The following is a 23,679-nucleotide window of genomic DNA, read 5'->3' as shown; positions in this document are numbered from 1 at the left end:
GGTGGACCACGCGCCCGTGCCCGGTGATGACGAAGTCGTCGACGAGCGAGCCGTCGGCCTCCATGGCCTGCGCGCGGATCCCCCGGGGTCCGGGGAGCACGTCGGCGACGGTCAACCCGGGCACGTACTTCGCGGCCTCGGCGACGAACCGCCGGATGCTCACGGCCGTGCGCAGCTCGCGCGTCGCGGCCGGGACGTTGTGGACGGCGAAGCGGCGGAATCCGGGGAAGACGAGGGCGTCGCGCAGGTCCCGCAGCGACCCCGACCGGCGGCGGTACGCCTCGCGGCCCGGCGCCAGGAAGGCGTTGGGCCCGACCATGATCGCGCCGTCGATCCGTTTGGTCAGGTGCACGCCGAGGAACGGGTACCGCGGATCGGGCACCGGATAGATCAGTCCGCGCACCCGCCCGGCCGCCTCGGGCCGCAGCAGGTGGTAGTCGCCGAGGAACGGCACGATCGCGGGTGTCGCGAGGTCCCCGGCGCCGTGGGCGAGCCGATCCGACTGCAGGCCCGCGCACGTGATCACCAGGTCGAAGCCGTCGGTGCCGGTGTCGGTGCCGACGAGCACCTCGTCACCGAGGGAGCGGATCGCCGTGACGGGCGTGGCGAGCCGGACGGTGCCGCCCGCCGCGGTGACATCGTCGGCGAGAGCGGTGGTCACCGCGACGTAGTCGACGATGGCGGTGTGCGGGGAGTGCAGGGCGGCGATGCCGCGCGCGTGCGGCTCGATGTCGGTGATCTCGTCGGGCCCGATCCGGCGGATTCCCGGCACCCCGTTGGCGACGGCGCGGTCGTGGATGGCGTCGAGACGGTCGAGTTCGCTGTCGTCGAGCGCGACGACGAGCTTGCCGCACTCCTCGTACGGCAGGCCGCGGGCGGCGGTGAACTCGGCGAGCAACTGCACCCCGCGCCGGCACAGGCGCGCCTTGAGGCTGCCGGGCGGGTAGTACAGTCCGGCGTGCACCACCCCGCTGTTGTGGCCGGTCTGGTGCGCGGCGAGCCGGGGTTCCTTCTCGAAGAGGGTGACGTCGGCCCCGTGCATCGCCAGCTTCCGCGCGGTGGCGGCGCCGATGATCCCCCCGCCCACGACGGCGGCCCGCAGCGAACCCATGCGCGCCAGCCTACGAGCCGGCGGCCGAATGTCACACGGGTTCGCTTGGATCGAACGCGTGTGACATTCGGCCACACGCCCGGTGGCTCAGCGGTTGCGGTCGGAGCTGTAGCCCCACAGCCAGTCGGTGTACTTGTAGCTCGACGTGTCGCGGATGCGGAACAGCTCGTTGCGGGCCTCGCGGCCGGCACCGTCGAGGTGCCAGAGGTCGCCCCACATGCGGCCGGTGGTGAGGATGCGGTTGCAGCGCGGTGCGCGCTCGGCGTTGACGTCGCGCAGGATCTTCGGCCAGTTGGCGTTGTCGCCCTGGTAGTCCTCGGCGGCGTAGTCGGCCAGGCACTTGGCGTCCTCGAGCGCCATGACGGCGCCGGAGGCGAGGTACTGCAGCGGCGGGTGCGCGGCGTCGCCGAGCAGGATCATGCGGCCGTCGACCCAGTTGTCGATCGGGTTGCGGTCGAACATCGGCCACCAGCGGTCGGTCCACAGGTACTTCAGCGCGGTCTGGACGCTCTCGTGGCAGTGGTCGTAGGCGTGCGCGAGTTCGTCCGGGCTGCCCCACTTCTCTTCACCGCGCAGGAATGCGGGCGACTGGAAGACGGCAACCTGGTTGAGCATCTCGCCCTGGCGCAGCGGGTACTGGATGAAGTGGCAGCGCGGGCCGATGTAGCCGACGACGTCCTCGATCTCTTCCTCGAGCGGGACCTCGTTCATCGGGAACGTGCCGCGGAAGGCGACGTATCCGGAGCCGACCGGCTTGTCGTCGGACAGCTTCGGGCGCAGCCGCGAGTGCAGGCCGTCCATGCCGAGAGCGATGTCGCCGACGTGCTCCTCACCGTTCTCGAGGATGACGCGGACCTTGTCGCCTTCGGTGACGACGTCGTTCACGGGGGCGTCGGTGCGCAGGTCGGCGCCGGCCCGGCGGGCGGCGTCGACGAGCACCGCGTGCAGATCGGAGCGGTGGACGACGAAGTACACGCCGCCGTAGTGCTGCTGGTAGTCGTGGCCGAGGTCGACCTTGGTGAGGATCTCGGCGGTGACGGCGTCGCGGAAGACGAGGTTCTTCGGCAGGACACCCTTGGAGATGACCTCGTCGTAGACGCCGAGCGCCTGGAGGATGCGGGAGCCGTGCGGGCCGATCTGCAGTCCGGCGCCCACTTCGCCGAACTCCGAAGCGCGCTCGAACAGCGTGACCTCGGCTCCCCTGAGGGCGAGGGCGAGGGCGTTGGCGACTCCGCCGATGCCGCCGCCGGCGATGAGAACCCGCGCGTCCTTCAGATCGGACATGACACTCCTTGTGGTCGGTAGATCGATATGACGAATGGATCAGTGGGCCATGATCGGGCCGCGCGGTGCGTCGTCGCTGACGGGGAAGCGCTTCCACACGACGGTCAGCAACAGCGAGGCGATCAGCGCGCTCACGGCGAAGAGGATGAAGTTCGAGTTCGCGCCCAGTCCGGCGGCGAGCAGCCAGCCGCCGATCTGCGGGGCGGCCACGGCCCCGATCCGGCCGACGCCGAGCGCCCAGCCGAGCGCGGTGCCGCGCAGATGGTCGGGGTAGTAGGAGGCCACCGCCGCGATGATGAGGCACTGCGTTCCGTGGGTGCCCACGCCGGCGAGCACGAAGATCGCGTACACCACCGCGGTGGGTGGGGAGAGCAGCAGGGCGAGCAGAGCCACGCCGGCGACGAACGCCGCGACGATGCTGGTGGGCACGGTGCCGAACCGCACGCCGCCCCACGCGGTGATGAACGAGCCGGCCACCGCGCCGAGGTTCAGCGCCAGCGCGAAGGTCAGGGCGCTGCCGAGGTCGGTGCCCGTGTTCTGCATGAGCTTCGGCAGCCACGTGCCCAGGCCGTACCAGGCGAGCAGCGTCACCACGGTGACCAGGGCGAACATGATGCTGATGGTCCGGAACCTCGAGCCGAGCAGTTCGCGGAAGCCGCCGCCGGCCGGGGCGTCCGTCTTGGAATGGGTGTTGGGCAGGTACTTCAGCGCCAACGGCACGAGGACGAACAGGGGCACGAGAGCGAACAGGAACATCGGGCGCCAGCCCCAGTTCGGGATGACCGGGATGCCGAGCAGGGCCGCGATGGATCCGCCGATCGGCACGCCGGACATCATCATCGTCGCGACGGCGGCGCGCCACCGCCGCGGAACGAGTTCGGCGGCCAGGGCGTTCGACGTCGGTACCAGGCCGCCGAGGCCGAGTCCGGCGATCAGCCGCATGGCGCCGAACATGAACGGACCGGTGGCGAAGGCGCAGAGCGTGGTGAACACCGACAGCACCACCACGCAGCCGATGACGGCCTGCTTGCGGCCGATCGCGTCGGACAGGCGCCCGGCGAGCACCGCGCCGATCATCATGCCGAGGAACGCGAGGCTGCCGAGGGTTCCGGCGGTCGCGGAGCTGATGCCCCACTCGTCCTGGAGGCTGGAGATGACGTTGCCGTAGACGATGAGGTCGTAGCCGTCGAAGACGACGAACAGCCAGCAGACGATCACGGCGAGCGCCGTGCCGCGATTCAGGACGATCGTGCGTTCGCCGGGGGCGGCGTCGGCGCCGGAAGAACTGTGCATGGCTCTACCGTGATGCGCCCCACGCTCCGGTGCAATAAAGTTCTGGTGTGCAGAAAAAGTCCGCGGCCCCGAAGAAGGCATCGAAGACCATCACCCGGCCGTCGTATGCGCTGGAATCGGTGGACAACGCCCTGCGCCTGCTGCAGATGCTCCGCGACGTCGGTGCGCTGCGGCTCAAGGATGCCGCCGAGGAACTCGGGACGGCCCCGTCGACGGCCCACCGCCTGCTGTCGATGCTGGTGTACCGGGGGTTCGCCGTGCAGGACGAGAAGCGCCGCTACCACCCCGGCCCGGCGATGGGAGTGGGACCCGCGCAGCAGGGCTGGACGCGGGAACTCACCGAACTCTGCCGGCCGCACATGGAGGCGCTGGCGATCCTGACCGGCGAGACGATCAACCTCGTCATCCGGGTGGGGTCGCAGGCCCGGTTCCTCTACTCCGCGGAGTCCGAGTCGATGCTGCGGGTCGGCGACCGCCAAGGTCAGGTGCTGGCCGCCGAGCTCACGGCCGGAGGGCGAATCCTGTTGGCGGAGTTGCCCAGGCAGACGCTCGAGCAGCTCTACCTGAGGCCGCCGGAAGAGCCGCACATCGATCCGCGCCCGATCGCGGGGTACGGGGTGGACCGCCGGCTCGCCCCCGGGGAATTCGAGGTGTTCCTCGCCGAGCTCGAGGCGGCCCGCAGGGTGGGGTTCGCCGTCAACGTGGAGCAGACCGAGGAGGGGGTCGCCGCATTCGGTGTCGCCGTCCGCAACGGGCAGGGACGGGCGATCGCGGCGATCACGGCCGCGGTGCCGATCACGCGGTACCGCCAGCATCTGAACGGGGCCCTCGTCTCCCGGATGCGGGCGACGGTCCGGGGGATCGAGGTCGACGTCGCGCACATCGAATGACGACGCCCGGGCCCCGCGGAGGGCGGCGCAGAGATTCCGCATAGAAGAATTGCTTGTGCTGCGGGAGGACCGGAGACCTACGTTGAGAGCAACGCCGCACGTGTCCCGCTTCACGAGGAGAGGTCATGACCGCTACCGAGAACACCGATCCGGAGCTGCAGCAGCTCTACGCAGACTTCGAGACCGAGCACCTCAATCCGCTGTGGACCCAGCTGGGCGACCTGATGCCGATGGCCCCGACGTCCAAGGCCGTGCCGTTCGTGTGGAAGTGGTCGACCCTGTACCCCCTGGCCCAGCGGGCGGGCGATCTCGTGCCCGTCGGCCGCGGCGGCGAGCGGCGTGCCATCGCGCTGGCCAACCCCGGCCTCGGCGGCGTCCCCTACGTCACCCCCACGCTGTGGGCGGCGATCCAGTACCTCGGCCCCAAGGAGACCGCGCCCGAGCACCGGCACTCGCAGAACGCCTTCCGGTTCGTCGTCGAAGGCGAGGGCGTGTGGACCGTCGTCAACGGCGATCCGGTGGCCATGTGCCGCGGCGACTTCCTGCTCACCCCCGGCTGGAACTTCCACGGCCACCACAACGAGACCGACCATCCGATGGCGTGGATCGACGGCCTCGACATCCCGTTCGTCCACTACACCGACACCGGGTTCTTCGAGTTCGGGTCCGACGGCGTGACCGACGAGTCCACCCCGGACGTCTCCCGCTCCGAGCGGCTGTGGGTGCACCCCGGTCTGCGCCCGCTCGTCGGCCTCGACGCCAAGTCCAGCTCGCCGATCGCGTGCTACCGCTGGAAGTACACCGACGCCGCGCTGAACGAGCAGCTCGCCCTCGAGGACGAGGGCTACGCCGCCACCCCGGAACCCGGCCACGCCGCCATCCGGTACACCAACCCGACGACCGGCGGCGACGTCATGCCCACGATCCGCGCCGAGTTCCATCGGCTGCGCGCCGGTGCGCACACCCGCACCCGGCGCGACGTGGGCTCGACCGTGTTCCAGGTCTTCGAGGGCGAAGGTCGCTTCCACCTCGGCGGCCGGGACCACACGGTCACCAAGGGGGACATGATCGTCGTGCCGTCCTGGGTGGAGTGGTCGCTCGAGACCGACGGCGGCGTCGACCTGTTCGCCTTCTCCGACGCCCCGATCGTCGAACGCCTTCACTTCAACCGCACCTACATCTCCGAAGGAGCCTGACCCGACATGCGACTCGCCACCCTCCGCCTCGACGGCACGACCGCCGCCGTGCGCGTCGATTCCGACACCACCGCCACCGTGATCGACGGCTACGCCGACCTGTCCGCTCTGCTGACCGACCCGGACTGGAAGACCGTCGCCGAGCGGGCCTCCGGACGCACCGTCGACCTGACGAACGCCGACTACGCGCCGGTCGTGCCGAACCCCGGCAAGATCGTCTGCGTCGGGTTGAACTACGGGACCCACATCAAGGAGATGGGCCGCGACCTGCCCGAGTACCCGACCCTGTTCTCGAAGTTCAAGGAGGCCCTCACCGGCCCCTACGACGACGTGATCGTCCCCGAGTACGCCGCCGCGCAGCTCGACTGGGAGGCCGAGCTGGCCGTCGTCATCGGCAAGCAGGCGTACCAGGTCTCCGAGGCCGACGCCGAGCAGTACATCGCCGGCTATTCGGTGATCAACGACTACACGATGCGCGACTACCAGTACCGCACGCTGCAGTGGGACCAGGGCAAGACGTTCGAGAAGACCAGCGGCTTCGGTCCGTTCCTGAGCACCGACTACGCCCTCGGCTCGCGCATCGAGACCCGGCTCGAGGGTGAGGTCATGCAGTCGGCCACCACGGACGACCTGGTGTTCACCCCGGCCAAGCTGGTGGACTACATTTCCCACATCGTCACCCTGCAGCCCGGCGACGTCATCATCACCGGCACCACCGGTGGGGTCGGGCACGCCCGTAAGCCTGCTCGCTACATCGGCAACGGGGAGACGGTCGAGGTCAGCATCGAGGGCCTCGGTTCGGTGCGCAACAAGACCATCGTCAAGTAGGAGCTCACCCGTGGGGTTCAACGATCTCGACCTGTCCGAGCGGCTGCTGATCGCCCGGCGTGGCACCGCGTACTTCTCCCAGCGTCTCGCCGAACTCACCGACGACGAGCTGGACGCACCGACCGCGCTCGAGGGGTGGACGCGTAAGCACCTCGTCGCGCACGTCGGCTACAACGCCGCGGCCCTGTGCCGGCTCATGGACTGGGCCGCCACGGGCGTCGAGACGCCCATGTATGCCTCCACCGAGCAGCGCGGACAGGAGATCGCCGAGGGCGCCACCCTCAATGCGGCGGCGCTGCGGAACCTGTTCACCCACACCGTGGCCCGGCTCGACGAGAAGTGGCGGCACCTGCCGGAGTCGGCGTGGCAGGCGCAGGTCCGCACGGCGCAGGGCCGGCTGGTGCCGGCCGAGGAGACCGCCTGGATGCGCACCCGCGAGGTGTGGATCCACGCGGTGGATCTGGGCAACGGCGCGCGCTTCGGCGACTTCCCGCCCGTCGTCCTCGACTCGCTGCTCGACGACATCGTGGGGATGTGGCGCAAGAAGGATCTCGGCGCCGGCCTCGTGCTCGAGGTCGACGGTCGCGACCCGATCGCCGTGCGACAGGACGCCGACCCGGTCACCAAGGTGAGCGGCCCGCTCGCCGCCGTGGTGCGCTGGGCCGCCGGACGTGGCGCCGTCGGACTCACCGCCGGCGCCGACGTGCAGCCGCCGCGCTGGCTCTGATCACCGCACACGACGACGGGGGCCTGCGACCGGACACGGTCGCAGGCCCCCGTCGCGTCGGTGGATCCTAGCGGGGGTCGACCTCGCAGGCGATGCCGTCGTCGTCGCGGTCCAGCTTCGGCGCGTAGCCGGGCTCGTCCCGGTACAGCGGCGCCACGCCGGCGTTCCACGCCTCGGTGCAGTTCTTGTATCCGACGCTCGGCGCGGGCGCGGGCGCGGGCGCGGGCGCGGGGGCCGGGGCCGCCTGGGGCGCGGGTGCCGGGGCAGGAGCCGGCGGGGCGGGCTGCGGGAACAGGAAATCCGCGGATCCGGTGGGCAGCAGGTCGGCGAGCGAGAATGCGTTCGCGGTGGCCGGAGCGGCGACGACGAGGGCAGCGCACCCGGCCGCGGTGGCGATGAGCCGACGAATCTTCATGTGTGTCTCTTTCTCTCGGGACGGCGCACGGATCGGGGGAATCCGCGCGGCCGCTCGATTATCCCTTTTGTCCATTCGCGGCACCGCATCGATCCCTTCTTCGATCATGAGAACTCGCTGATGTCGGTCTCCCCGAGGTTTCACGCGTGGGAACCACGGCTGGTGGTGCGCAACAGGGCGCACCGACGACAGGAGGACGATCATGGAGTTCGGCAGGAAGTGGATCGCAGTGGGAAATGAGCTTTGCTATCTCCAGACTCACATGATTTCGGCTATCGGCACTGAACCTGCAATGCGCGCGTAGCTACCGGCGCTGAATGCAGATGACCTTCGCATCTTCATCGCAAAGGCCATCTGCACCGAGTCTCGCTCTTATCTTTCGCGTGTCACCTCAGGGAACGCTGATGAAGTTCGAAAATCCGCCATGTCGGGCAGGCAGGTCTGCGAGTGCTTCGTTGATCTTCTCGAGCGGGAAACTGTGGTGTTCGAAGACCGAGAGGTCGAGGACCCCGGCGCCAGCGAGGTCGGCCATGTCCTGGGCTTCGGCGGTGGAGAACCACAAGCTGCCGAGCACGCTGATCTGCCGGCACATCAGCGAGAACATATCCAGCGGTGGGCGTTCCATCATGCCGCCGATATCGACCGCGACGCCACCGCGACGGAGGGTGGTAATGGCGTCGAGGAACGATTCGGCAGGGGCGCCGGGACCGAGGGCGTCGATGACGATGTCGACGCCCTCGCCGTGGTTGTGCTCGTGCACCCAGCTGCGCAGCTCACCCTCCCCGGTGGGGAGGACGTGGATGCGGTCGGGGGCGATCGCGCGGACGTCGTCGAGCAGGCCGGCGTTGCGGCCGGTGCCGAAGATGCGGGTCGCGCCGAGCGCGAGGGCGTTCAGGCAGGTGCCCAGGCCCAGAGTTCCTGAGATGCCGTCGATCAGGACCGTGGTGCCCGGGCCGGCGCCGGCCTTGCGCAGTGCCGAGTAGCCGGTGCCGAGATAGCCGAAGCGGGCGCCTTCCTCGAAGCTGACCGTGTCGGGCAGTTTGACCAGATTGCGTTGGGGTGCGGTCAGATACTCGCTGAGGCCGCCATAGGGGTAGGCGTCGAACATTTTCTGGCCGTCGGCGCCGAAGGAGAAGTAGCCCATGAAGGTATAGCGGTCACAGTTCTGATCGTTGCCCTGCCGGCAGGCGCGGCAGCCGCCGCAGGAGATGCCGGGGTTGACGTAGACCCGGTCACCGACGGCGACGTCGGTGACATGGCTGCCGACGGCGGCGACGACACCGGCAGAGTCGAGACCGAAGACGGCGGGGAGCTTGGGCAGCGGCAGATAGGGGAACCATTCGCTGTAGGTGGCCAGGACGTTGCTCAGGTTCGGCACGACGTTGCATGCCTTGACCTGTACCAGCACATCGGTCGGCCGTGGCTCGGGAACAGGGAGGTCCTCGATCTGCATCGGCTGATTGATCTCGTGGAGGCGGGCCACACGCATGGTGGACTTCATGTACGAAAACTCCTGATATTTAGTGTGTTTGGTCGCGGTCTATAGGTGGGGATGTACGGCGCGGTCATGTGCCCGCATCGAAGCGAGCTTCGGTGTGATCAGGCGCGGGTGCCGGTGACCGTCGCGGTCAGGGCGGTGCGGACCTCGTCGACGGTGCTGATCTCGGCCAGCAGTCCGAGTGAGTCGATGCTCGCGTGGTGCGCTGCGGGGGTGGCTGCGGAGCATGCATCTTCGACGATCACCACCCGGTAGCCGAGATCGCTGGCCACCCGGGCAGTGCCCTCGACGGAGGCGTTCGTGGCCACTCCGGCGAAGACGAGAGTGGTGATGCCCTTCTCGCGCAGGACGGTGTCGAGGTCGGTACGAGCGAACGCGCCGATGCGCTGATGGGTGAGCACGATGTCATCTCCGTGCGGTGCGAGCGGTTCAACGATCTCGGCGAGTTCGCTGCCCTCTTTGAGGCAGCCGGATTGAGCGACGATGCCCAGCAGGGGTGAATTGACCTCGAGATCGGAGAAGTCGGGCTTCCACGCGACCCGGGTGTAGACGACGGTTGCGGCGGCCGTGCGGGCGGCGGCGATGAGCGCGGCAATCTGGTCGATGACGTGGCGTACGGTGACCTGCTGGTGGAAGAAGTCGGCGAAGGCGCCGGTGGGGCCGACGATGTCGCCTTGGCAGTGCACTGCCACGACGGCGGTGGTGCGCGGGTCGAGTTCCATCAAGAGCTCCTGGCTGGGAAAGGGTGGGGGCGGTCAGGCGTGGGCGAGGATCGAGTGCCCGATGTTGTCGATGTCGCGGGCAGCGGTGAACGGGTTGGACAGGAAGACCTGGAGTATGTCGACGCCGGCCTCGCGCATCAGGGCCGCCTTCTCGCGCAGGTCGGCGGGGGATCCGTACAGGCACCAGTAGTCGACGAGTTCTTTGGTGATGATCGGACGGTGTCGGGGATCGAGTCCGCGCAGGTATTTCGCCCAGACATCGAGGTAGTGCGGCTGGTCCGGGGTCTTCGGGTCAGCGAGGTACTGCTGGGCGGCGGTGAGGGACGCGTCGACAATCGGATCGCCGAGCTCTTCGCGGTGCTGGTCCATCAGCCCGGCGTTGGTGATGCATGAGCTGATCGGGCCGGAACCGAAGCCGTTGGTGACGCCGTCTTCCCAGGTTTCCCCGTTGCCGAGTTGGTAGAACCACGACAGAGAGACGAGCTTGACCGAACCCGGTGCCCGGCCGGCATCGGCGACCGCCTTGTCGAGTTCGCGGCGGATCAGGCCGATCATGTCGGTGTCGGGCCCGAGGCAGTAGACGACGGCGTCTGCGTACTTCGCCGCCTCGGCGAGCCCGCGGGGTCCGCCGGCCGCGACCCAGATTGGTATGTGGTCGGTGACGTTGTAGAAGCCACTGTCCTTGTCGAGGAACTCCACTTCCCGGGACTGCCCGAGCCAATGGTGGGTGACCCGGTGGCCGGCCATCAGCTCTCGTGAGACTTCGATGGCGTGGGTGAGTTCGGAGATCTTCGCGGTGCGGTTGCCCATCGAGCGCAGGGCGTTGTTGGCGGTGCCGATGCCGAGGAAGGTCCGGCCGGGGGCCAGGGCGTTGAGGGTGGCCATCGAATTGGCGGTGACCGGGGCGATCCGGGTCAGCGGATTGGTGACCATGGTGCCCAGGTTGATGGTGCTGGTGTGCTGGGTGGCAAGGGCGAGGAACTGGTAAGGGTCGGAGAACAGCAAGGGGCCTTCGCCGACGCCGAAGTGTGTGATGCCCAGGTCCTCGGCCCGTTTCACCACTGCGACCTGATCGATCTTGGCGCAGGTACCGATACAGAATTCCATGTTCTTCTCCTTGCATGTGGCCCGCGTTGCCGAGGGCACTGCTCGGCCTGTCGCCCGCAGAGGGCGCATGTCCGGGTGCCGGGATATGGCGCGTACGGCGTGCCCTCCGGCGTTAACCCCGAGGTTGGCCACGATGCCCCGTCCATCAGGTCTGGAATGCTAGCGTTCCAGACGAAGGTAACCCACAGTGACTCACACCACAAGTACTAGAATGCAAGCTGTTGCGGTGAGCGCCGCGGCATAAGGGGGAGCCATGTCCGGGACGCCGACGGAAAGCCTGACTCGATGACCACCACCGACACCGGCCCCAAGCCGGGCAGTGAGGCCGCCGCCCTGCTCGCCAATGTCCGCACCTCGGGGGCGCGGCTGTCCTCCGCGTTGTACGACATTCTGAAGAACCGGCTGCTCGAAGGGCGCTATGCGGCAGGCGAGAAGATCGTCGTCGAGTCGATCCGGCAAGAGTTCGGGGTGAGCAAGCAGCCCGTCATGGACGCTCTGCGCCGCCTGTCCAGCGACAAGCTGGTCCACATCGTTCCCCAGGTCGGTTGCGAGGTCGTCTCCTACGCCCCGCGCGAAGTGGAAGACTTCTACACCCTGTTCGGCGGTTTCGAAGGGACCATCGCCGCGGTAGCGGCCTCCCGGCGGACCGAGGCCCAGTTGCTGGAGTTGGACCTGATCTCGGCGCGGGTCGACGCCCTGATCACCTCCCACGACCCGGTGGTCCGCGCCCGCGGGTACCGCGTGCACAACCGGGAGTTCCATGCGGCCATCCACGCGATGGCGCACTCGCGGATCATGGAGGAGACCAGCCAGCGAATGTGGGATCTGTCGGACTTCCTGATCAACACCACCGGCATCACCAACCCGCTCTCGAGCGCACTGCCCGACCGGCAGCATGACCACCACGAAATCACCGAGGCCATCCGCAACCGTGACGCAGCTGCCGCCCGCGAGGCCATGGAACGCCACATCGTCGGCACCATCGCAGTAATCCGCGACGAATCCAACGCCCAGCTGCCGAGCTAGACCCCGATACCCGGGCCATCGACCGGCTCCGCTATCGCGCCACCTACGCCGAGGGGGGACTCTCGGCCGTAGCGCTGCAGACGATCCACCGGCACCCTCCGCGCTGACCCCTGTCTCGCCCCAGAGGGCCGGCGCGCCGTCGATCACCTTTACCCTCATCCAGAGACTTGCGTCACCCTCTATGCCCGAGTAGCGTCTGAACTAGACGTCTAGCATTCTAGTTGAGTGCTCCCTCTCGAAGATTCTCCAGAGAACCCCTCTCGAACATCCCCAGAAGAAAGGAGCGGCCATGACGACCGCTTCGCACGCATCGTCCTTCGGGGCACGAGCCCACTTCCGCCCACAGATCGGGGAAGCCCGACCGTGAGCACCACACCTACCTCCCCGACGAAGACCTCACCGCTGCGGGTAGCGATGGCCAGCTTCATCGGTACCACCGTCGAGTACTACGACTTCTTCATCTACGGCACCGCGGCCGCGCTGGTATTCCCTGAGTTGTTCTTCCCGGATGTCTCGTCCGCGATCGGAATCCTGTTGTCGTTCGCGACCTTCGGCGTTGGGTTCCTCGCCCGCCCGCTGGGTGGCATAGTGTTCGGGCACTTCGGTGACCGGGTCGGCCGCAAGCAGATGCTGGTGATCTCCCTGGTCGGAATGGGCTCGGCCACCGTACTGATGGGATTGTTGCCCGGTTACGCCCAAATCGGGATCGCCGCCCCCATCCTGCTGACCCTGCTGCGCCTGGTGCAGGGCTTTGCCGTCGGCGGCGAGTGGGGTGGAGCCACCCTGATGGCCGTCGAGCACGCCCCCACCGCGAAGAAGGGCTTTTTCGGATCCTTCTCCCAGATGGGGGCACCCGCCGGGACCAGCGTCGCAACCCTGGCGTTCTTCGCGGTCTCCCAATTGCCCGACGAGCAGTTCCTGAGTTGGGGCTGGCGACTGCCGTTCCTGTTCAGCGCGGTGCTGATCGTGATCGGGCTGTTCATTCGCCTGTCCCTGGCCGAAAGCCCCGACTTCGCCGAGGTGAAGGCACAGAGCGCCGTGGTGCGAATGCCGATCGCCGAAGCGTTCCGCAAGCACTGGAAGGAAATTCTCCTCATCGCGGGCACCTACCTGTCCCAAGGAGTGTTCGCCTATATCTGCATGGCCTACCTCGTCTCCTACGGCACCACCGTCGCGGGGATCAGCCGCACCTTCGCCCTGGCCGGAGTATTCGTCGCCGGCATCGTCGCCGTCCTCCTCTACCCCGTGTTCGGCGCTCTGTCCGACACTTTCGGCCGCAAGACCATGTACCTGCTCGGCGCCGCCGCGATGGGTGTGGTGATCGCCCCCGCCTTCGCACTGATCAACACCGGCAACCCGTGGCTGTTCATGGCCGCGCAGGTGCTGGTCTTCGGAATTGCAATGGCCCCCGCCGCCGGCGTGACAGGCTCCCTGTTCACGATGGTCTTCGACGCGGACGTGCGCTACAGCGGTGTCTCTATCGGCTACACCATCTCCCAGGTCGCCGGCTCCGCGTTCGCCCCGACGATCGCGACCGCCTTGTACGCCTCCACCAACACCAGCAACTCGATCGTGACCTACCTGCTGATCGTCTCGGCCATCTCGATCGTCTCGGTGATCCTGCTGCCCGGCGGCTGGGGGCGCAAGGGCGCTGCGAGCCAGCTCACTCGCGACCAGGCCACCTCCACACCGAAAATGCCTGACAACGAAACATTTTCGACTCGGACAGTTCCGGACACCGCAGCATCCCTGCGCGTCCTCGACAAGTGAAGTGATGACAGACATGAGTGACCACGACCGCACCTCCTACGACACCGACGTCGTGATCGTCGGCCTCGGCCCCGCCGGTGGCACAGCGGCGCTTGCCCTGGCCAGCTACGGCATCCGCGTTCACGCCGTCTCGATGTTCCCCTGGGTGGCGAACTCGCCGCGCGCGCACATCACCAACCAGCGCGCCGTCGAAGTGCTGCGGGACCTGGGCGTCGAAGACGAGGCGCGCAACTACGCCACCCCGTGGGACCAGATGGGCGACACGCTGTTCACCACGAGCCTGGCCGGCGAGGAGATCGTCCGGATGCAGACCTGGGGTACGGGCGATATCCGCTACGGGGACTACCTGTCCGGAAGCCCCTGCACGATGCTCGACATTCCGCAGCCCCTGATGGAGCCGGTGCTGATCAAGAACGCCGCCGAACGTGGTGCGGTCATCAGCTTCAACACCGAATACCTCGACCACGCCCAGGACGAGGACGGGGTGACCGTCCGGTTCCGCGACGTCCGCTCGGGCACCGTGTTCACCCAGCGAGCCCGCTTCCTGCTCGGTTTCGACGGCGCACGATCGAAGATCGCCGAACAGATCGGGCTTCCGTTCGAAGGTGAACTCGCCCGCGCCGGTACCGCGTACATCCTGTTCAACGCGGACCTGAGCAAATATGTCGCTCATCGGCCGAGCATCTTGCACTGGATCGTCAACTCGAAGGCCGGTTTCGGTGAGATCGGCATGGGTCTGCTGCGCGCGATCCGACCGTGGGACCAGTGGATCGCCGGCTGGGGCTTCGACATGGCGAACGGCGAGCCGGATGTCTCCGACGACGTTGTCCTCGAACAGATCCGGACCCTCGTCGGCGACCCGCACCTGGACGTCGAGATCGTGTCGAGGTCCTTCTGGTACGTCAACCAGCAGTGGGCTGAGCACTACCAGTCCGGTCGAGTGTTCTGCGGCGGCGACGCGGTGCACCGGCATCCGCCGAGCAGCGGGCTGGGCTCGAACACGTCCATGCAGGACGCGTTCAACCTGGCATGGAAGATCGCGTTCGTCGTGAAGGGGTATGCAGGACCGGGTCTGCTCGAGTCCTACTCTCCTGAGCGTGTTCCGGTCGGCAAACAGATCGTCGCTCGCGCCAACCAGTCCCGCAAGGACTACGCCGGGCTGCGCGAATGGTTCGATCACGAGAGCGACGACCCGGTCGCCGCCGGCCTGGCAAAGTTGAAGGAACCCTCGTCCGAAGGTGTTGCTCTGCGTGAGCGGCTGTACGAGGCGCTGGAGGTGAAGAACGCCGAATTCAACGCCCAGGGCGTCGAACTCAACCAGCGCTACACCTCGTCCGCGGTCGTTCCCGACCCCGAGGCGGGCGAGGAAGTGTGGGTGCGCGATCGTGAGCTGTACCTGCAGGCCACCACCCGGCCGGGCGCGAAGCTGCCGCATGCGTGGCTGGTCGGCGCCGACGGAACCCGCATCTCCACCCTCGACGTCACCGGCAAGGGAATGATGACCCTGCTGACCGGACTCGGCGGCCAGGCATGGAAGCGTGCCGCCGCCAAACTCGACCTGCCGTTCCTGCGGACCGTCGTTGTCGGCGAACCCGGCACCATCGACCCTTACGGATACTGGCGGCGGGTCCGCGACATCGACGAGGCCGGCGCCCTGCTCGTGCGGCCCGACGGCTACGTCGCGTGGCGACACAGTGCTCCGGTCTGGGACGACACCGAAGCGCTCACCAGCCTCGAGAACGCTCTCACCGCGGTCCTCGACCACTCGGCCAGCGACAACGGGAACCCGAGCGGCACAAACGAGCCGCAGTACAGCACCCGGGCCGTGCCGATCGTCGTTCCGCACGTTACCGCCGAGGATGCAGCACCAGCTTCCGCCACCCGCACCACCACAGTCGAGGGAGAGAACCGATGACCCGTCCTTACACCAGCGTCTGGGACGACCTGAACCAGGTCGAGTTCAGCCAGGGATTCATCCAGGCCGGCCCCTACCGGACCCGATACCTGCACGCCGGCGACTCGTCCAAGCCCACGCTGATCCTGCTGCACGGCATCACCGGCCACGCCGAGGCGTACGTGCGCAATCTGCGCTCGCATTCCGAGCACTTCAACGTCTGGGCAATCGACTTCATCGGCCACGGCTACTCGACCAAGCCCGACCACCCGCTCGAGATCAAGCACTACATCGACCACGTGCTGCAGTTCCTGGACGCCATCGGCGTCGAGAAGGCCTCGTTTTCCGGGGAGTCTCTCGGCGGCTGGGTCACCGCCCAGTTCGCGCACGACCATCCCGAGAAGGTCGACCGGATCGTGCTCAACACCATGGGCGGCACCATGGCCAACCCTCAGGTGATGGAACGTCTCTATACCCTGTCGATGGAAGCGGCGAAGGACCCGAGCTGGGAACGCGTCAAAGCACGCCTCGAATGGCTCATGGCCGACCCGACCATGGTCACCGACGACCTGATCCGCACCCGCCAGGCCATCTTCCAGCAGCCGGATTGGCTCAAGGCCTGCGAGATGAACATGGCACTGCAGGACCTCGAAACCCGCAAGCGGAACATGATCACCGACGCCACTCTCAACGGCATCACGGTGCCCGCGATGGTGCTGTGGACCACCAAGGACCCCTCCGGTCCGGTCGACGAAGCCAAGTGCATCGCCTCCCACATCCCGGGCGCCAAGCTGGCCATCATGGAGAACTGTGGCCACTGGCCCCAGTACGAGGACCCCGAGACCTTCAACAAGCTGCATCTGGACTTCCTCCTCGGTCGCAGCTGACACAGACCCCGGCCGGTGCCGCCAACCCCTGCAACCCGGGCGGCACCGGCCGGATCCCACTTACCCGACCTATTGCGCTCTCGTCCGGACCCCCGGAGAGAAAGCGCCGAAGCAGCAGCAAGGAGACCGCCGCGATGCCTGTAGCGCTGTGCGCGATGTCGCACTCCCCCCTGATGGGACGCAACGACCCCGAACAGGAAGTCATCGACGCCGTCGACGCCGCATTCGACCACGCGCGCCGGTTCGTCGCCGACTTCGCCCCCGATCTCATCGTCATCTTCGCCCCCGACCACTACAACGGCGTCTTCTACGACCTGCTGCCGCCGTTCTGTATCGGTGCCGCCGCGCAGTCCGTCGGCGACTACGGCACCGAAGCCGGCCCTCTCGACGTCGACCGTGACGCCGCCTACGCAGTCGCCCGCGAAGTCCTCGACAGCGGCATCGACGTCGCATTCTCCGAACGCATGCACGTCGACCACGGATTCGCCCAAGCACTCCAATTGCTGGTCGGATCGATCACCGCCGTGCCGACCGTGCCGATCTTCATCAATTCGGTCGCCGAACCGCTCGGCCCGGTCAGCCGGGTACGGCTGCTCGGCGAGACGGTCGGGCGGGCCGCTGCCAAGCTGGACAAGCGTGTGCTGTTCGTCGGATCCGGCGGCCTGTCCCACGACCCGCCGGTCCCGCAGTTTGCCACCGCGCCAGAGGAAGTGCGCGAGCGGTTGATCGACGGCCGCAATCCCAGTGCCGCCGAACGTGATGCCCGCGAACAGCGCGTCATCACCGCCGGGCGGGACTTCGCCGCCGGCACCGCCGCCATCCAGCCACTGAACCCCGAATGGGACCGGCACCTGCTCGACGTCCTCGCCTCCGGCGACCTCGAGCAGATCGACGCGTGGACCAACGACTGGTTCGTCGAACAGGCCGGACACTCCTCCCACGAAGTGCGCACCTGGATCGCCGCGTACGCGGCAATGAGCGCCGCCGGGAAGTACCGCGTCACCTCGACCTTCTACCGCGAAATCCACGATTGGATAGCAGGATTCGGAATTACTACCGCCGTCGCCGTCGACGAATAGACCCCGCCGCTCCCGCCCCGCAGTCCCAACGAAAGGTGGCCCCGGATGACCTCCGTCCGCCCGTGCTCGCCGTCGGTGAACGCGGGCTGGTCGGTGGGCAGGAAGACCTCATCGCCGACATCGCCCTCGACCTCGCAGCTCGTCAGTAGGAATGCGCACGGGCCGAGGAGTCGCGCTGGTCACCGGGGCCAGCCGCGGCATCGGGGCGGCCATCGCAGATGCGGTGGCCGCCTCCGGTGCCGCCGTAATCGTCCACTACGGATCCGATCGGACGGCCGCCGCTGCGGTGGTCGACGGCATCACGGCTGCCGGGGGCCTCGCGGCTGCGGTCCAGGCCGACCTGTCCCGACCCGAGGGGCCTGAAGAGCTGATACGGGAGTTCGACTCCGCGCTCGACGGTCTCGGGCTCGACCGAGGGCTCGACATCCTCGTCAACAACGCCGGAATCAGTCGGCGCGGAGCGCTCGAGCGCGTCACTGTCGAGGATTTCGACCGTCTGGTCGCACTCAACCAGCGCGCCCCGTTCTTCGTGACTCGGCATGCCCTGCCCCGGATGCACGACGGCGGTCGCATCGTCAACATTTCCTCCGGATCCGCCCACTACGCCAGACCCGACGTCATCAGCTACGCCATGACCAAGGGGGCGATCGAGGTGTTCACCCGCGCCCTCGCCGTAGACGTCGGCGAACGAGGCATCACCGCCAACGCCGTGGCGCCGGCCGCGCTCGATACCGACATGAACGCGCACTGGCTTCGCGGTGACGACCATGCCCGCACCACTGCCGCGTCCACCACTGCACTGCGAAAACTCGCCACCGCGGAGGACATCGCCGCGATCGTGGCCTTCCTCGTCAGCGCCGCCGCCGGTGCGATCACCGGGCAGGTCATCGACGCCACCAACGGCAACCGGCTCTAACCAGAACTTACCCGGTCCCGGGTCTACTCTCACCGCTTGGAGAGATCGGGCACGAGAGGCTTGCGGTGCATCGTATGCGGCCGCCTCGAATCCAAGCGGACGAAGAATCCAGACTTGCCGGTCACGCCCCGACAGGCATGGAGCCGGCCGGACCGATCATTCCCAGGAGCCGGAGCTGTGAAGCTGGGATGTCTGCCCGCGGTAGTACACCAACGGCCGGTTGTCGCTGAAGTCGACGTCGGTGACGCGGCCGATCATGCCGAGGTGGTCCCCGGCTTCGAAAACATGGTCCTGCTCGCACAGCACCGTGGTGACGGCGTTCTTGATGGTGGGGATTCCGTGGTGATATTCCCACTCACCGAGGTCGAACTTCGCTCCGTCGAGTCGAGCGAAGCCGTGGCAGATCTCGGCTTGATCCTCGGCGAGGACGTTGATGCAGAATGTGCGACAGCGCCGAAGCTGGGCGAACGTCGATGATCCGGAGAAGGCGAAGAACGCCACCAACGGTGGATCGAGCGATACCGAGGTCAGCGAGCCGATGGTCATGCCGACCGGTTCCCCGTCGCACAGGGCGGTGACGACGGCGACCGAGGTGGGCACGCGGCCCATGGCCCGCCGGATCGTCGTCGCATCGACCTCGTGCTCGTCGGCCGGTCGGGTATCGCGTGCGGGGGGTTGCAGCGTTGTGGTCATGGTCGGTTTCCTGGGAGGTCGGGGACCCGGTCGGGAGGACACCGGTGCCTGCTCGGGTCAGAGGAGGAATTTGTCGACGGCTTCGACTGTGTCGTCGAGTTTTTCCACCTGGGGGATGTGGCCGCAGTCGTCGACGATGGTGACGGTGCTGTCGGCGATGAGCTTGTGGAACTGATCGGCGTAGTCCACCGAGATGAGCCTGTCGTTGCGGCCCCACACGATCAGCGTGGGTGCGGTGATGCGGTGCAGGCGGTGCCGCAGGCCGCGGTCGGGGATGGGCCAGGCGAACTTGCCGGTGCAGCCGAACGCCCACACCATCGCCGCGGCCGCGGCCTGCTGCTGGGCGAGGTCGTCGGAGGGTGCGAGCATCGCCTGGGCGGCCGGGCGCGCCGGGTCGTGGAACAGCAGGGCCGGTAGCTGGTCGGGGGGTGTGGCGATCCAGTTGGCGACCGGGGCGGTCTCGGTCCACAGCCCGATCGGGTCGAGCAGGACCAGCTTGTCGGGCAGGGTGGGGAAGGTGGCGGCGAGTTCGGCGGCGAGCATGCCGCCGAAGGACTGCCCGATCACCACGGGATGGTCGAGCCCGAGGGTGCGGACCAGCTCCTCGTAGGCCAGCACCATGTCGCTGAGGGTGTCGATGGTGTGGATGGCGTACGGGTTGCCCTCGCTGGTGCCGGGGAATTCGGGGGCGTAGACGGTGTACCGGGACGCCAAATGGGACAGGAACGGATCCCACGCCAGACCGGCGGCCGGGTGCAGATACAGCAGCGGTGCGCCGGCGCCGGCGACCTTGACGGTGATGGCGAGCCGGCCGCCCCAGACGTCGACGGTCTGTTCGGTGATGGTGGGTGTGGTGCTCATCGGGCGTTCGCTCCTGCCTTCGTGGTGGCGGTGATGTCGTAGGCGATGGGGGTGCCGCCGAGTCGGCTCGGCCACCAGTGGTGTTCGTGGTCGGTGTCGGTCCACAGCGTGCGCAGCCGCGGCAGGACCTCCTCGGCGAACAGGTGGATGTTCTTCATCACCAGGTGCCGGGGCAGCGAGCCGAAGCCGAGCATGGCGTGCAGATTGCCGATGCCGTATTCGCGGCAGAAGGCGAGCAGCTGTTCGGCGACGGTGTCGGGGCTGCCGACCACCACGACACCGGCCTCGACCAGATCGCGGAAGGTGGCGGTGCGCATGCGGTGGTACAGGCCGAAGTCGCCGGGGTCCTTGATCAGGGCCTTGACGCCGTTGATGTCGATGGCGCCGGGCAGGCCGAGCTTCTCGATCGGGATCGAGCCCAGGCCCTTGCGGAAGGCGTACTCGGCGTGCGGACCGTACTCGGTCTCGGCGCGTTCGTCGGTCTCGGCGACGGCGATGGTCTGCAGGAACCCGATGCGGTAGGGATTGCGGGCGACGCCGGCCTCGTCGGCCTGTTCCCACATGCGGTCGAAGATGCGCTTGCCGGTCAGCTTGGCGCCGAACCAGCTCAGGTAGTTGAACCCGAAGCCGCGGTCGAAGCACATCCGCATGGTGCGTGGGTTGCCGATGCCGGTGATCCACACCGGCACGTTCTCCTGCAGCGGCCGCGGCCACATGTTCACCATCGGATATTGGGTGTAGCGGCCGTTCCAGGCGAACGGTTCCTGCTCGCGCCAGGCCCGCAGGACCAGTTCGAGGTTCTCGTCGAACCGGGGGCGGACCTCGATCGGCGGGATGCCGTTGTTGAGGTTGGCGTCGTAGCTCAGGCCCACGGTCAGGCCGGCGACCAGGCGGCCGCCGCTCATCACGTCGATCATCGCGTATTCCTCGGCGGCCCGGAGCGGCTCGCGGGCTTTGCCCAAAGAGCGGCCCATCGGGTAGACGGCGACGTCGAGTCCCTCGGTCTCGGTCATGTAGGCCAGCGCGCTCGAGATCAGATCGGGGTTGGGGACCATGTCGTAGCTGCTCTGGCCGTGTTCGGTGACCGCGACGCCGTCGTAGCCGCTGCGGGCCCCGAGCATGAGCTCGTCCATGAAGTCCCGGATCGAGGAGTACATCCCGTCCCGGGTGACGAGCGAGTACGGGATGCTGCACACCGACTCGTATTTGGTCTCGAAGTCGTCGGGCAGGTACCGGTACGGCGCCTGCAGGAACAGGTTGACCTTCACGTGTTCTCCTCCACAAGTGCGACGAGGTGAGAAACGCCCAGCCCGCGGTCCCACCGGAACGAGAGGCCCGTCACTGTCCGGGGTCGGTGTGATCCAGCTCTCGAAGATGAGGCTAGGAGGCAGAAACCTAGATGTCTAACACCTGTTTGTTCAGCTATTGAGATATCTTCCATCTGAATGTCAGACTGGGGTATGGAGCTGCGCCATATGAAGTACTTCGTCACCGTTGTCGACGAGGGCAGCTTCACCCGGGCGGCCGAGCGGCTGTCCATCGCCCAGTCCCCGGTCTCCCATCAGATCCGCAAGCTCGAACGCGAACTCGGCGTGCGACTGCTCGCGCGCACCACCCGCTCGATCGCCCTGACCGAAGCCGGCCGGGTGTTCTACGACCGCTGCGTCGCCCTGCTCGCCGCCAGCGAGGACGCCGTGGATTCGGCGCGCAAAGCCGACCGCGGAGAAATGGGAGCATTGTCGTTGGGGTTCACCGGCTCGGCCACCTACGACCTGATGCCCAACCTGGTCCGTGCCTACCGCGAACGCAACCCGCTGGTGGAGCTCACCCTGCGCAGCGAGATGCTCACCCCGGCCCAGGTTCAGGCCCTGCTCGATGGCACCCTGTCCGTCGGATTGCTCCGACCCCCGGTGAACGCGCCCGGCATCGTCGTCGAACTGCTGCGCAACGAACCCCTGCTGGTGGTCATGCCCGTACAGCACCCCATGGCCAGCGCCACCACGATCGACCTCCACGATCTCGCCGACGAGGCATTCATCGGCTACTGCTCCCCGTCGACCATGCACGACACCCTGATCACCGCGTGCAGGCAGGCGGGCTTCGTTCCCACCGTCCGGCAACAGGTGGCCGAGACCTCCACCCTGGTCGCCCTCGTCGCCGCCGGCCTCGGGGTCGCCCTCGCGCCCGAGTCGGTACGGCACCTGCGCATGAACGGTGTCACCTACCGACCGCTGAGATCTCCGACAGTGTCCGTGCCCCTGGCCTTGGCCTACCGCGAGGACACCATCGGCCCACTCATCCGTCGCTACCTCGACACCGCCCGAACCGTCCTGCGCAGCAAGAAACTGCTCGACACCACGTCCGATCTCGACGAGTTGGGCCAGTACATCGACACGATCTGAAGCACATCTGTCTCGTGCTCCTGGCGTTCGAGGCGGCACAATATCGGTTATCGGCTGTATGTTTGGCAATCTTTAGGCCAATAACGGGGCTATCAGCGGCCCGGGCACCTGCACCGCCGCCACCGGCGTATGGGACGCACCCGTCGGGGACCGAGGCATCCCGATGAGGAGAGGGTGCCGATGGCCGCGGCGCCGGCCCCGCGGCGGTCGGCGGCGTCTGTCTCGCACTTTCCGCCATGGTGATGCCCGCGCTGGCCCGGTGATCCGCCGAGGACGCGGCCGCGACCATGGTCGCGATCAACGACGGGCCGTGCAGCCGGCCGTGGTCAGGCCGATCTTGTCGGCGGTGCCCAACAGGTCGGCTCACCCTTCTTCATGTCCGACACTCGGTTTCGATCTACTCACCGCGAAGCGGCAGGCTGGGGCCGTGGGTCTCGATGATGCGGCTGCGCGTGTCATCTCTCGAGGTCGATCGCGATGAAGAAACAGCTCGGCCCCCGCCTGCAATCCAGGCTGGGGCCGAGCCGATCGTCAGAGTTGGTTCAGGGGACTCAACGGCCTACCGGGACGGCGGTGCTCTCGTCCTCGCTGGAGACCTTCTCTTCGCCGGGCAGCGGGATGCGGTCCATTTCGAGACCGGCTGTTTCGGGGATGAACCTGACGGCTACCAGGGTGACCAGAGCCAGCACCACGATGTAGGCCGAGAAGATCCACCCGACATCCATGGAGTTGAGCCAGGCGTAGAGATAGGGCGCCGTGCCGCCGGAGAGTGCGGCACCCACGGAGGTCCAGATGCCTACGCTCGTCGCGCGGGCTTCCGTGGGCGACTGCTCGGACATGACTGTGGAGTGGATCGACGACTGGATGCCCCATACGAGCAGGGCAATTCCCTGCGACACGAACAGGGTCCACGGCGCCGACGTCAGGACCCAGTTGATGGGGAACACCACCACAATGACCGCGATGAGCATCCTTCAGACGTCGATCATCTCCGAGGACGACATGTCGGAGTTCGGGTGGCGCATCGGCTTTGCCATCGGAGCAGTGCTGGCCATCTTCGCGCTGTTCCTCCGCCGTCAG

The 23,679-nt window shown here is 67.5% G+C and carries 22 protein-coding genes and 1 pseudogene; 12 read left to right on the top strand and 11 right to left on the bottom strand.

Annotation, left to right across the window (positions count from 1 at the left end; translation table 11 throughout):
* The 3 genes from lhgO to AIIKEEIJ_RS00825 all read right to left on the bottom strand — a co-directional run.
* Positions 1-1,111 (bottom strand): L-2-hydroxyglutarate oxidase (gene lhgO, locus AIIKEEIJ_RS00835; RefSeq protein WP_161994695.1); only part of this gene is annotated, 1,111 nt, incomplete at its 3' end.
* 87 nt (positions 1,112-1,198) lie between these two features.
* On the bottom strand, positions 1,199-2,395 hold the full coding sequence (locus tag AIIKEEIJ_RS00830) for an FAD-dependent monooxygenase (protein WP_029542596.1): 1,197 nt from the start codon (positions 2,393-2,395) through the stop codon (positions 1,199-1,201).
* 39 nt (positions 2,396-2,434) lie between these two features.
* Complete coding sequence (locus AIIKEEIJ_RS00825; RefSeq protein WP_006939104.1) at positions 2,435-3,688, bottom strand: MFS transporter; 1,254 nt, start codon at positions 3,686-3,688, stop codon at positions 2,435-2,437.
* A 47-nt stretch (positions 3,689-3,735) separates the two neighbouring features.
* On the opposite strand from AIIKEEIJ_RS00825, the gene AIIKEEIJ_RS00820 reads away from it, so the two are divergent.
* From AIIKEEIJ_RS00820 to AIIKEEIJ_RS00805, 4 genes are all read left to right on the top strand, one after another.
* Positions 3,736-4,578, top strand: coding sequence for an IclR family transcriptional regulator (locus AIIKEEIJ_RS00820; protein ID WP_029542599.1), 843 nt, complete (start codon positions 3,736-3,738; stop codon positions 4,576-4,578).
* Between the two features lie 125 nt (positions 4,579-4,703).
* A complete protein-coding gene (locus AIIKEEIJ_RS00815) occupies positions 4,704-5,774 on the top strand; it encodes a cupin domain-containing protein (protein WP_006939100.1) in 1,071 nt (356 codons plus the stop codon).
* A gap of 6 nt (positions 5,775-5,780) precedes the next feature.
* Positions 5,781-6,602, top strand: a complete 822-nt coding sequence (locus AIIKEEIJ_RS00810) for a fumarylacetoacetate hydrolase family protein (protein ID WP_029542600.1) — start codon at positions 5,781-5,783, stop codon at positions 6,600-6,602.
* Between the two features lie 10 nt (positions 6,603-6,612).
* The gene (locus AIIKEEIJ_RS00805; RefSeq protein ID WP_029542602.1) at positions 6,613-7,329 is read left to right on the top strand and encodes a maleylpyruvate isomerase family mycothiol-dependent enzyme; all 717 of its coding nucleotides are present in this window, start codon (positions 6,613-6,615) and stop codon (positions 7,327-7,329) included.
* 67 nt (positions 7,330-7,396) lie between these two features.
* Here AIIKEEIJ_RS00805 and AIIKEEIJ_RS00800 read toward each other — a convergent pair whose 3' ends face one another.
* From AIIKEEIJ_RS00800 to AIIKEEIJ_RS00785, 4 genes are all read right to left on the bottom strand, one after another.
* Complete coding sequence (locus AIIKEEIJ_RS00800; RefSeq protein ID WP_029542604.1) at positions 7,397-7,744, bottom strand: excalibur calcium-binding domain-containing protein; 348 nt, start codon at positions 7,742-7,744, stop codon at positions 7,397-7,399.
* Between the two features lie 391 nt (positions 7,745-8,135).
* Positions 8,136-9,245, bottom strand: coding sequence for an alcohol dehydrogenase catalytic domain-containing protein (locus AIIKEEIJ_RS00795; protein ID WP_161994694.1), 1,110 nt, complete (start codon positions 9,243-9,245; stop codon positions 8,136-8,138).
* A 98-nt stretch (positions 9,246-9,343) separates the two neighbouring features.
* A complete protein-coding gene (locus tag AIIKEEIJ_RS00790; protein ID WP_006938964.1) occupies positions 9,344-9,964 on the bottom strand; it encodes a cysteine hydrolase family protein in 621 nt (206 codons plus the stop codon).
* Between the two features lie 33 nt (positions 9,965-9,997).
* Complete coding sequence (locus AIIKEEIJ_RS00785; protein ID WP_029542606.1) at positions 9,998-11,071, bottom strand: LLM class flavin-dependent oxidoreductase; 1,074 nt, start codon at positions 11,069-11,071, stop codon at positions 9,998-10,000.
* A 285-nt stretch (positions 11,072-11,356) separates the two neighbouring features.
* On the opposite strand from AIIKEEIJ_RS00785, the gene AIIKEEIJ_RS00780 reads away from it, so the two are divergent.
* From AIIKEEIJ_RS00780 to AIIKEEIJ_RS00750, 7 genes and pseudogenes are all read left to right on the top strand, one after another.
* Positions 11,357-12,097 carry a GntR family transcriptional regulator gene (locus AIIKEEIJ_RS00780; RefSeq protein ID WP_006938967.1) on the top strand — a complete coding sequence of 247 codons (741 nt, stop codon included), beginning with the start codon at positions 11,357-11,359 and terminating at the stop codon, positions 12,095-12,097.
* A gap of 414 nt (positions 12,098-12,511) precedes the next feature.
* The gene (locus AIIKEEIJ_RS00775) at positions 12,512-13,867 is read left to right on the top strand and encodes an MFS transporter (protein WP_050034913.1); all 1,356 of its coding nucleotides are present in this window, start codon (positions 12,512-12,514) and stop codon (positions 13,865-13,867) included.
* 13 nt (positions 13,868-13,880) lie between these two features.
* Complete coding sequence (locus tag AIIKEEIJ_RS00770) at positions 13,881-15,782, top strand: FAD-dependent monooxygenase (protein WP_231385877.1); 1,902 nt, start codon at positions 13,881-13,883, stop codon at positions 15,780-15,782.
* Positions 15,779-16,648 (top strand): alpha/beta fold hydrolase, encoded by an 870-nt coding sequence (locus AIIKEEIJ_RS00765; RefSeq protein ID WP_161994693.1) that lies wholly within the window; start codon positions 15,779-15,781, stop codon positions 16,646-16,648. Before AIIKEEIJ_RS00770 ends, AIIKEEIJ_RS00765 begins: the two co-directional genes overlap by 4 nt.
* A 134-nt stretch (positions 16,649-16,782) precedes the next feature.
* Positions 16,783-17,727: a 3-carboxyethylcatechol 2,3-dioxygenase gene (locus AIIKEEIJ_RS00760; protein WP_029542609.1), complete on the top strand. Its 945-nt coding sequence runs from the start codon at positions 16,783-16,785 to the stop codon at positions 17,725-17,727.
* A 47-nt stretch (positions 17,728-17,774) separates the two neighbouring features.
* Positions 17,775-17,876, top strand: a pseudogene (locus AIIKEEIJ_RS00755) (hypothetical protein); the annotation flags it as partial.
* A 2-nt stretch (positions 17,877-17,878) separates the two neighbouring features.
* On the top strand, positions 17,879-18,643 hold the full coding sequence (locus AIIKEEIJ_RS00750) for an SDR family oxidoreductase (protein WP_161994692.1): 765 nt from the start codon (positions 17,879-17,881) through the stop codon (positions 18,641-18,643).
* A gap of 156 nt (positions 18,644-18,799) precedes the next feature.
* Here the strand turns inward: AIIKEEIJ_RS00750 and AIIKEEIJ_RS00745 are convergent, their stop codons facing one another.
* From AIIKEEIJ_RS00745 to AIIKEEIJ_RS00735, 3 genes are read right to left on the bottom strand one after another with little or no spacing between them, the layout of a single operon-like run.
* Entirely contained in the window at positions 18,800-19,336 is a 537-nt protein-coding gene (locus AIIKEEIJ_RS00745; RefSeq protein ID WP_006938981.1) for a flavin reductase family protein, read from the bottom strand.
* Positions 19,337-19,393: 57 nt separating this feature from the next.
* Positions 19,394-20,197, bottom strand: a complete 804-nt coding sequence (locus tag AIIKEEIJ_RS00740) for an alpha/beta fold hydrolase (RefSeq protein WP_006938982.1) — start codon at positions 20,195-20,197, stop codon at positions 19,394-19,396.
* The gene (locus tag AIIKEEIJ_RS00735; RefSeq protein ID WP_006938984.1) at positions 20,194-21,465 is read right to left on the bottom strand and encodes an LLM class flavin-dependent oxidoreductase; all 1,272 of its coding nucleotides are present in this window, start codon (positions 21,463-21,465) and stop codon (positions 20,194-20,196) included. Before AIIKEEIJ_RS00735 ends, AIIKEEIJ_RS00740 begins: the two co-directional genes overlap by 4 nt.
* 177 nt (positions 21,466-21,642) lie before the next feature.
* Between AIIKEEIJ_RS00735 and AIIKEEIJ_RS00730 the strand changes: the two genes are divergently transcribed.
* Positions 21,643-22,599, top strand: a complete 957-nt coding sequence (locus AIIKEEIJ_RS00730; protein WP_080688475.1) for a LysR family transcriptional regulator — start codon at positions 21,643-21,645, stop codon at positions 22,597-22,599.
* A 551-nt stretch (positions 22,600-23,150) separates the two neighbouring features.
* On the opposite strand, the gene AIIKEEIJ_RS00725 is transcribed toward AIIKEEIJ_RS00730, so the two are convergent.
* Positions 23,151-23,570, bottom strand: coding sequence for a hypothetical protein (locus tag AIIKEEIJ_RS00725; protein ID WP_202916389.1), 420 nt, complete (start codon positions 23,568-23,570; stop codon positions 23,151-23,153).
* Between the last annotated feature and the right edge of the window lie 109 nt (positions 23,571-23,679).

Source organism: Rhodococcus sp. YH1, assembly GCF_009939605.1.
Lineage (GTDB): Bacteria > Actinomycetota > Actinomycetes > Mycobacteriales > Mycobacteriaceae > Rhodococcus > Rhodococcus aetherivorans.
Note: the sequence above shows the minus strand (reverse complement) of the source record. Positions and strands in the feature narration are given on the sequence as shown.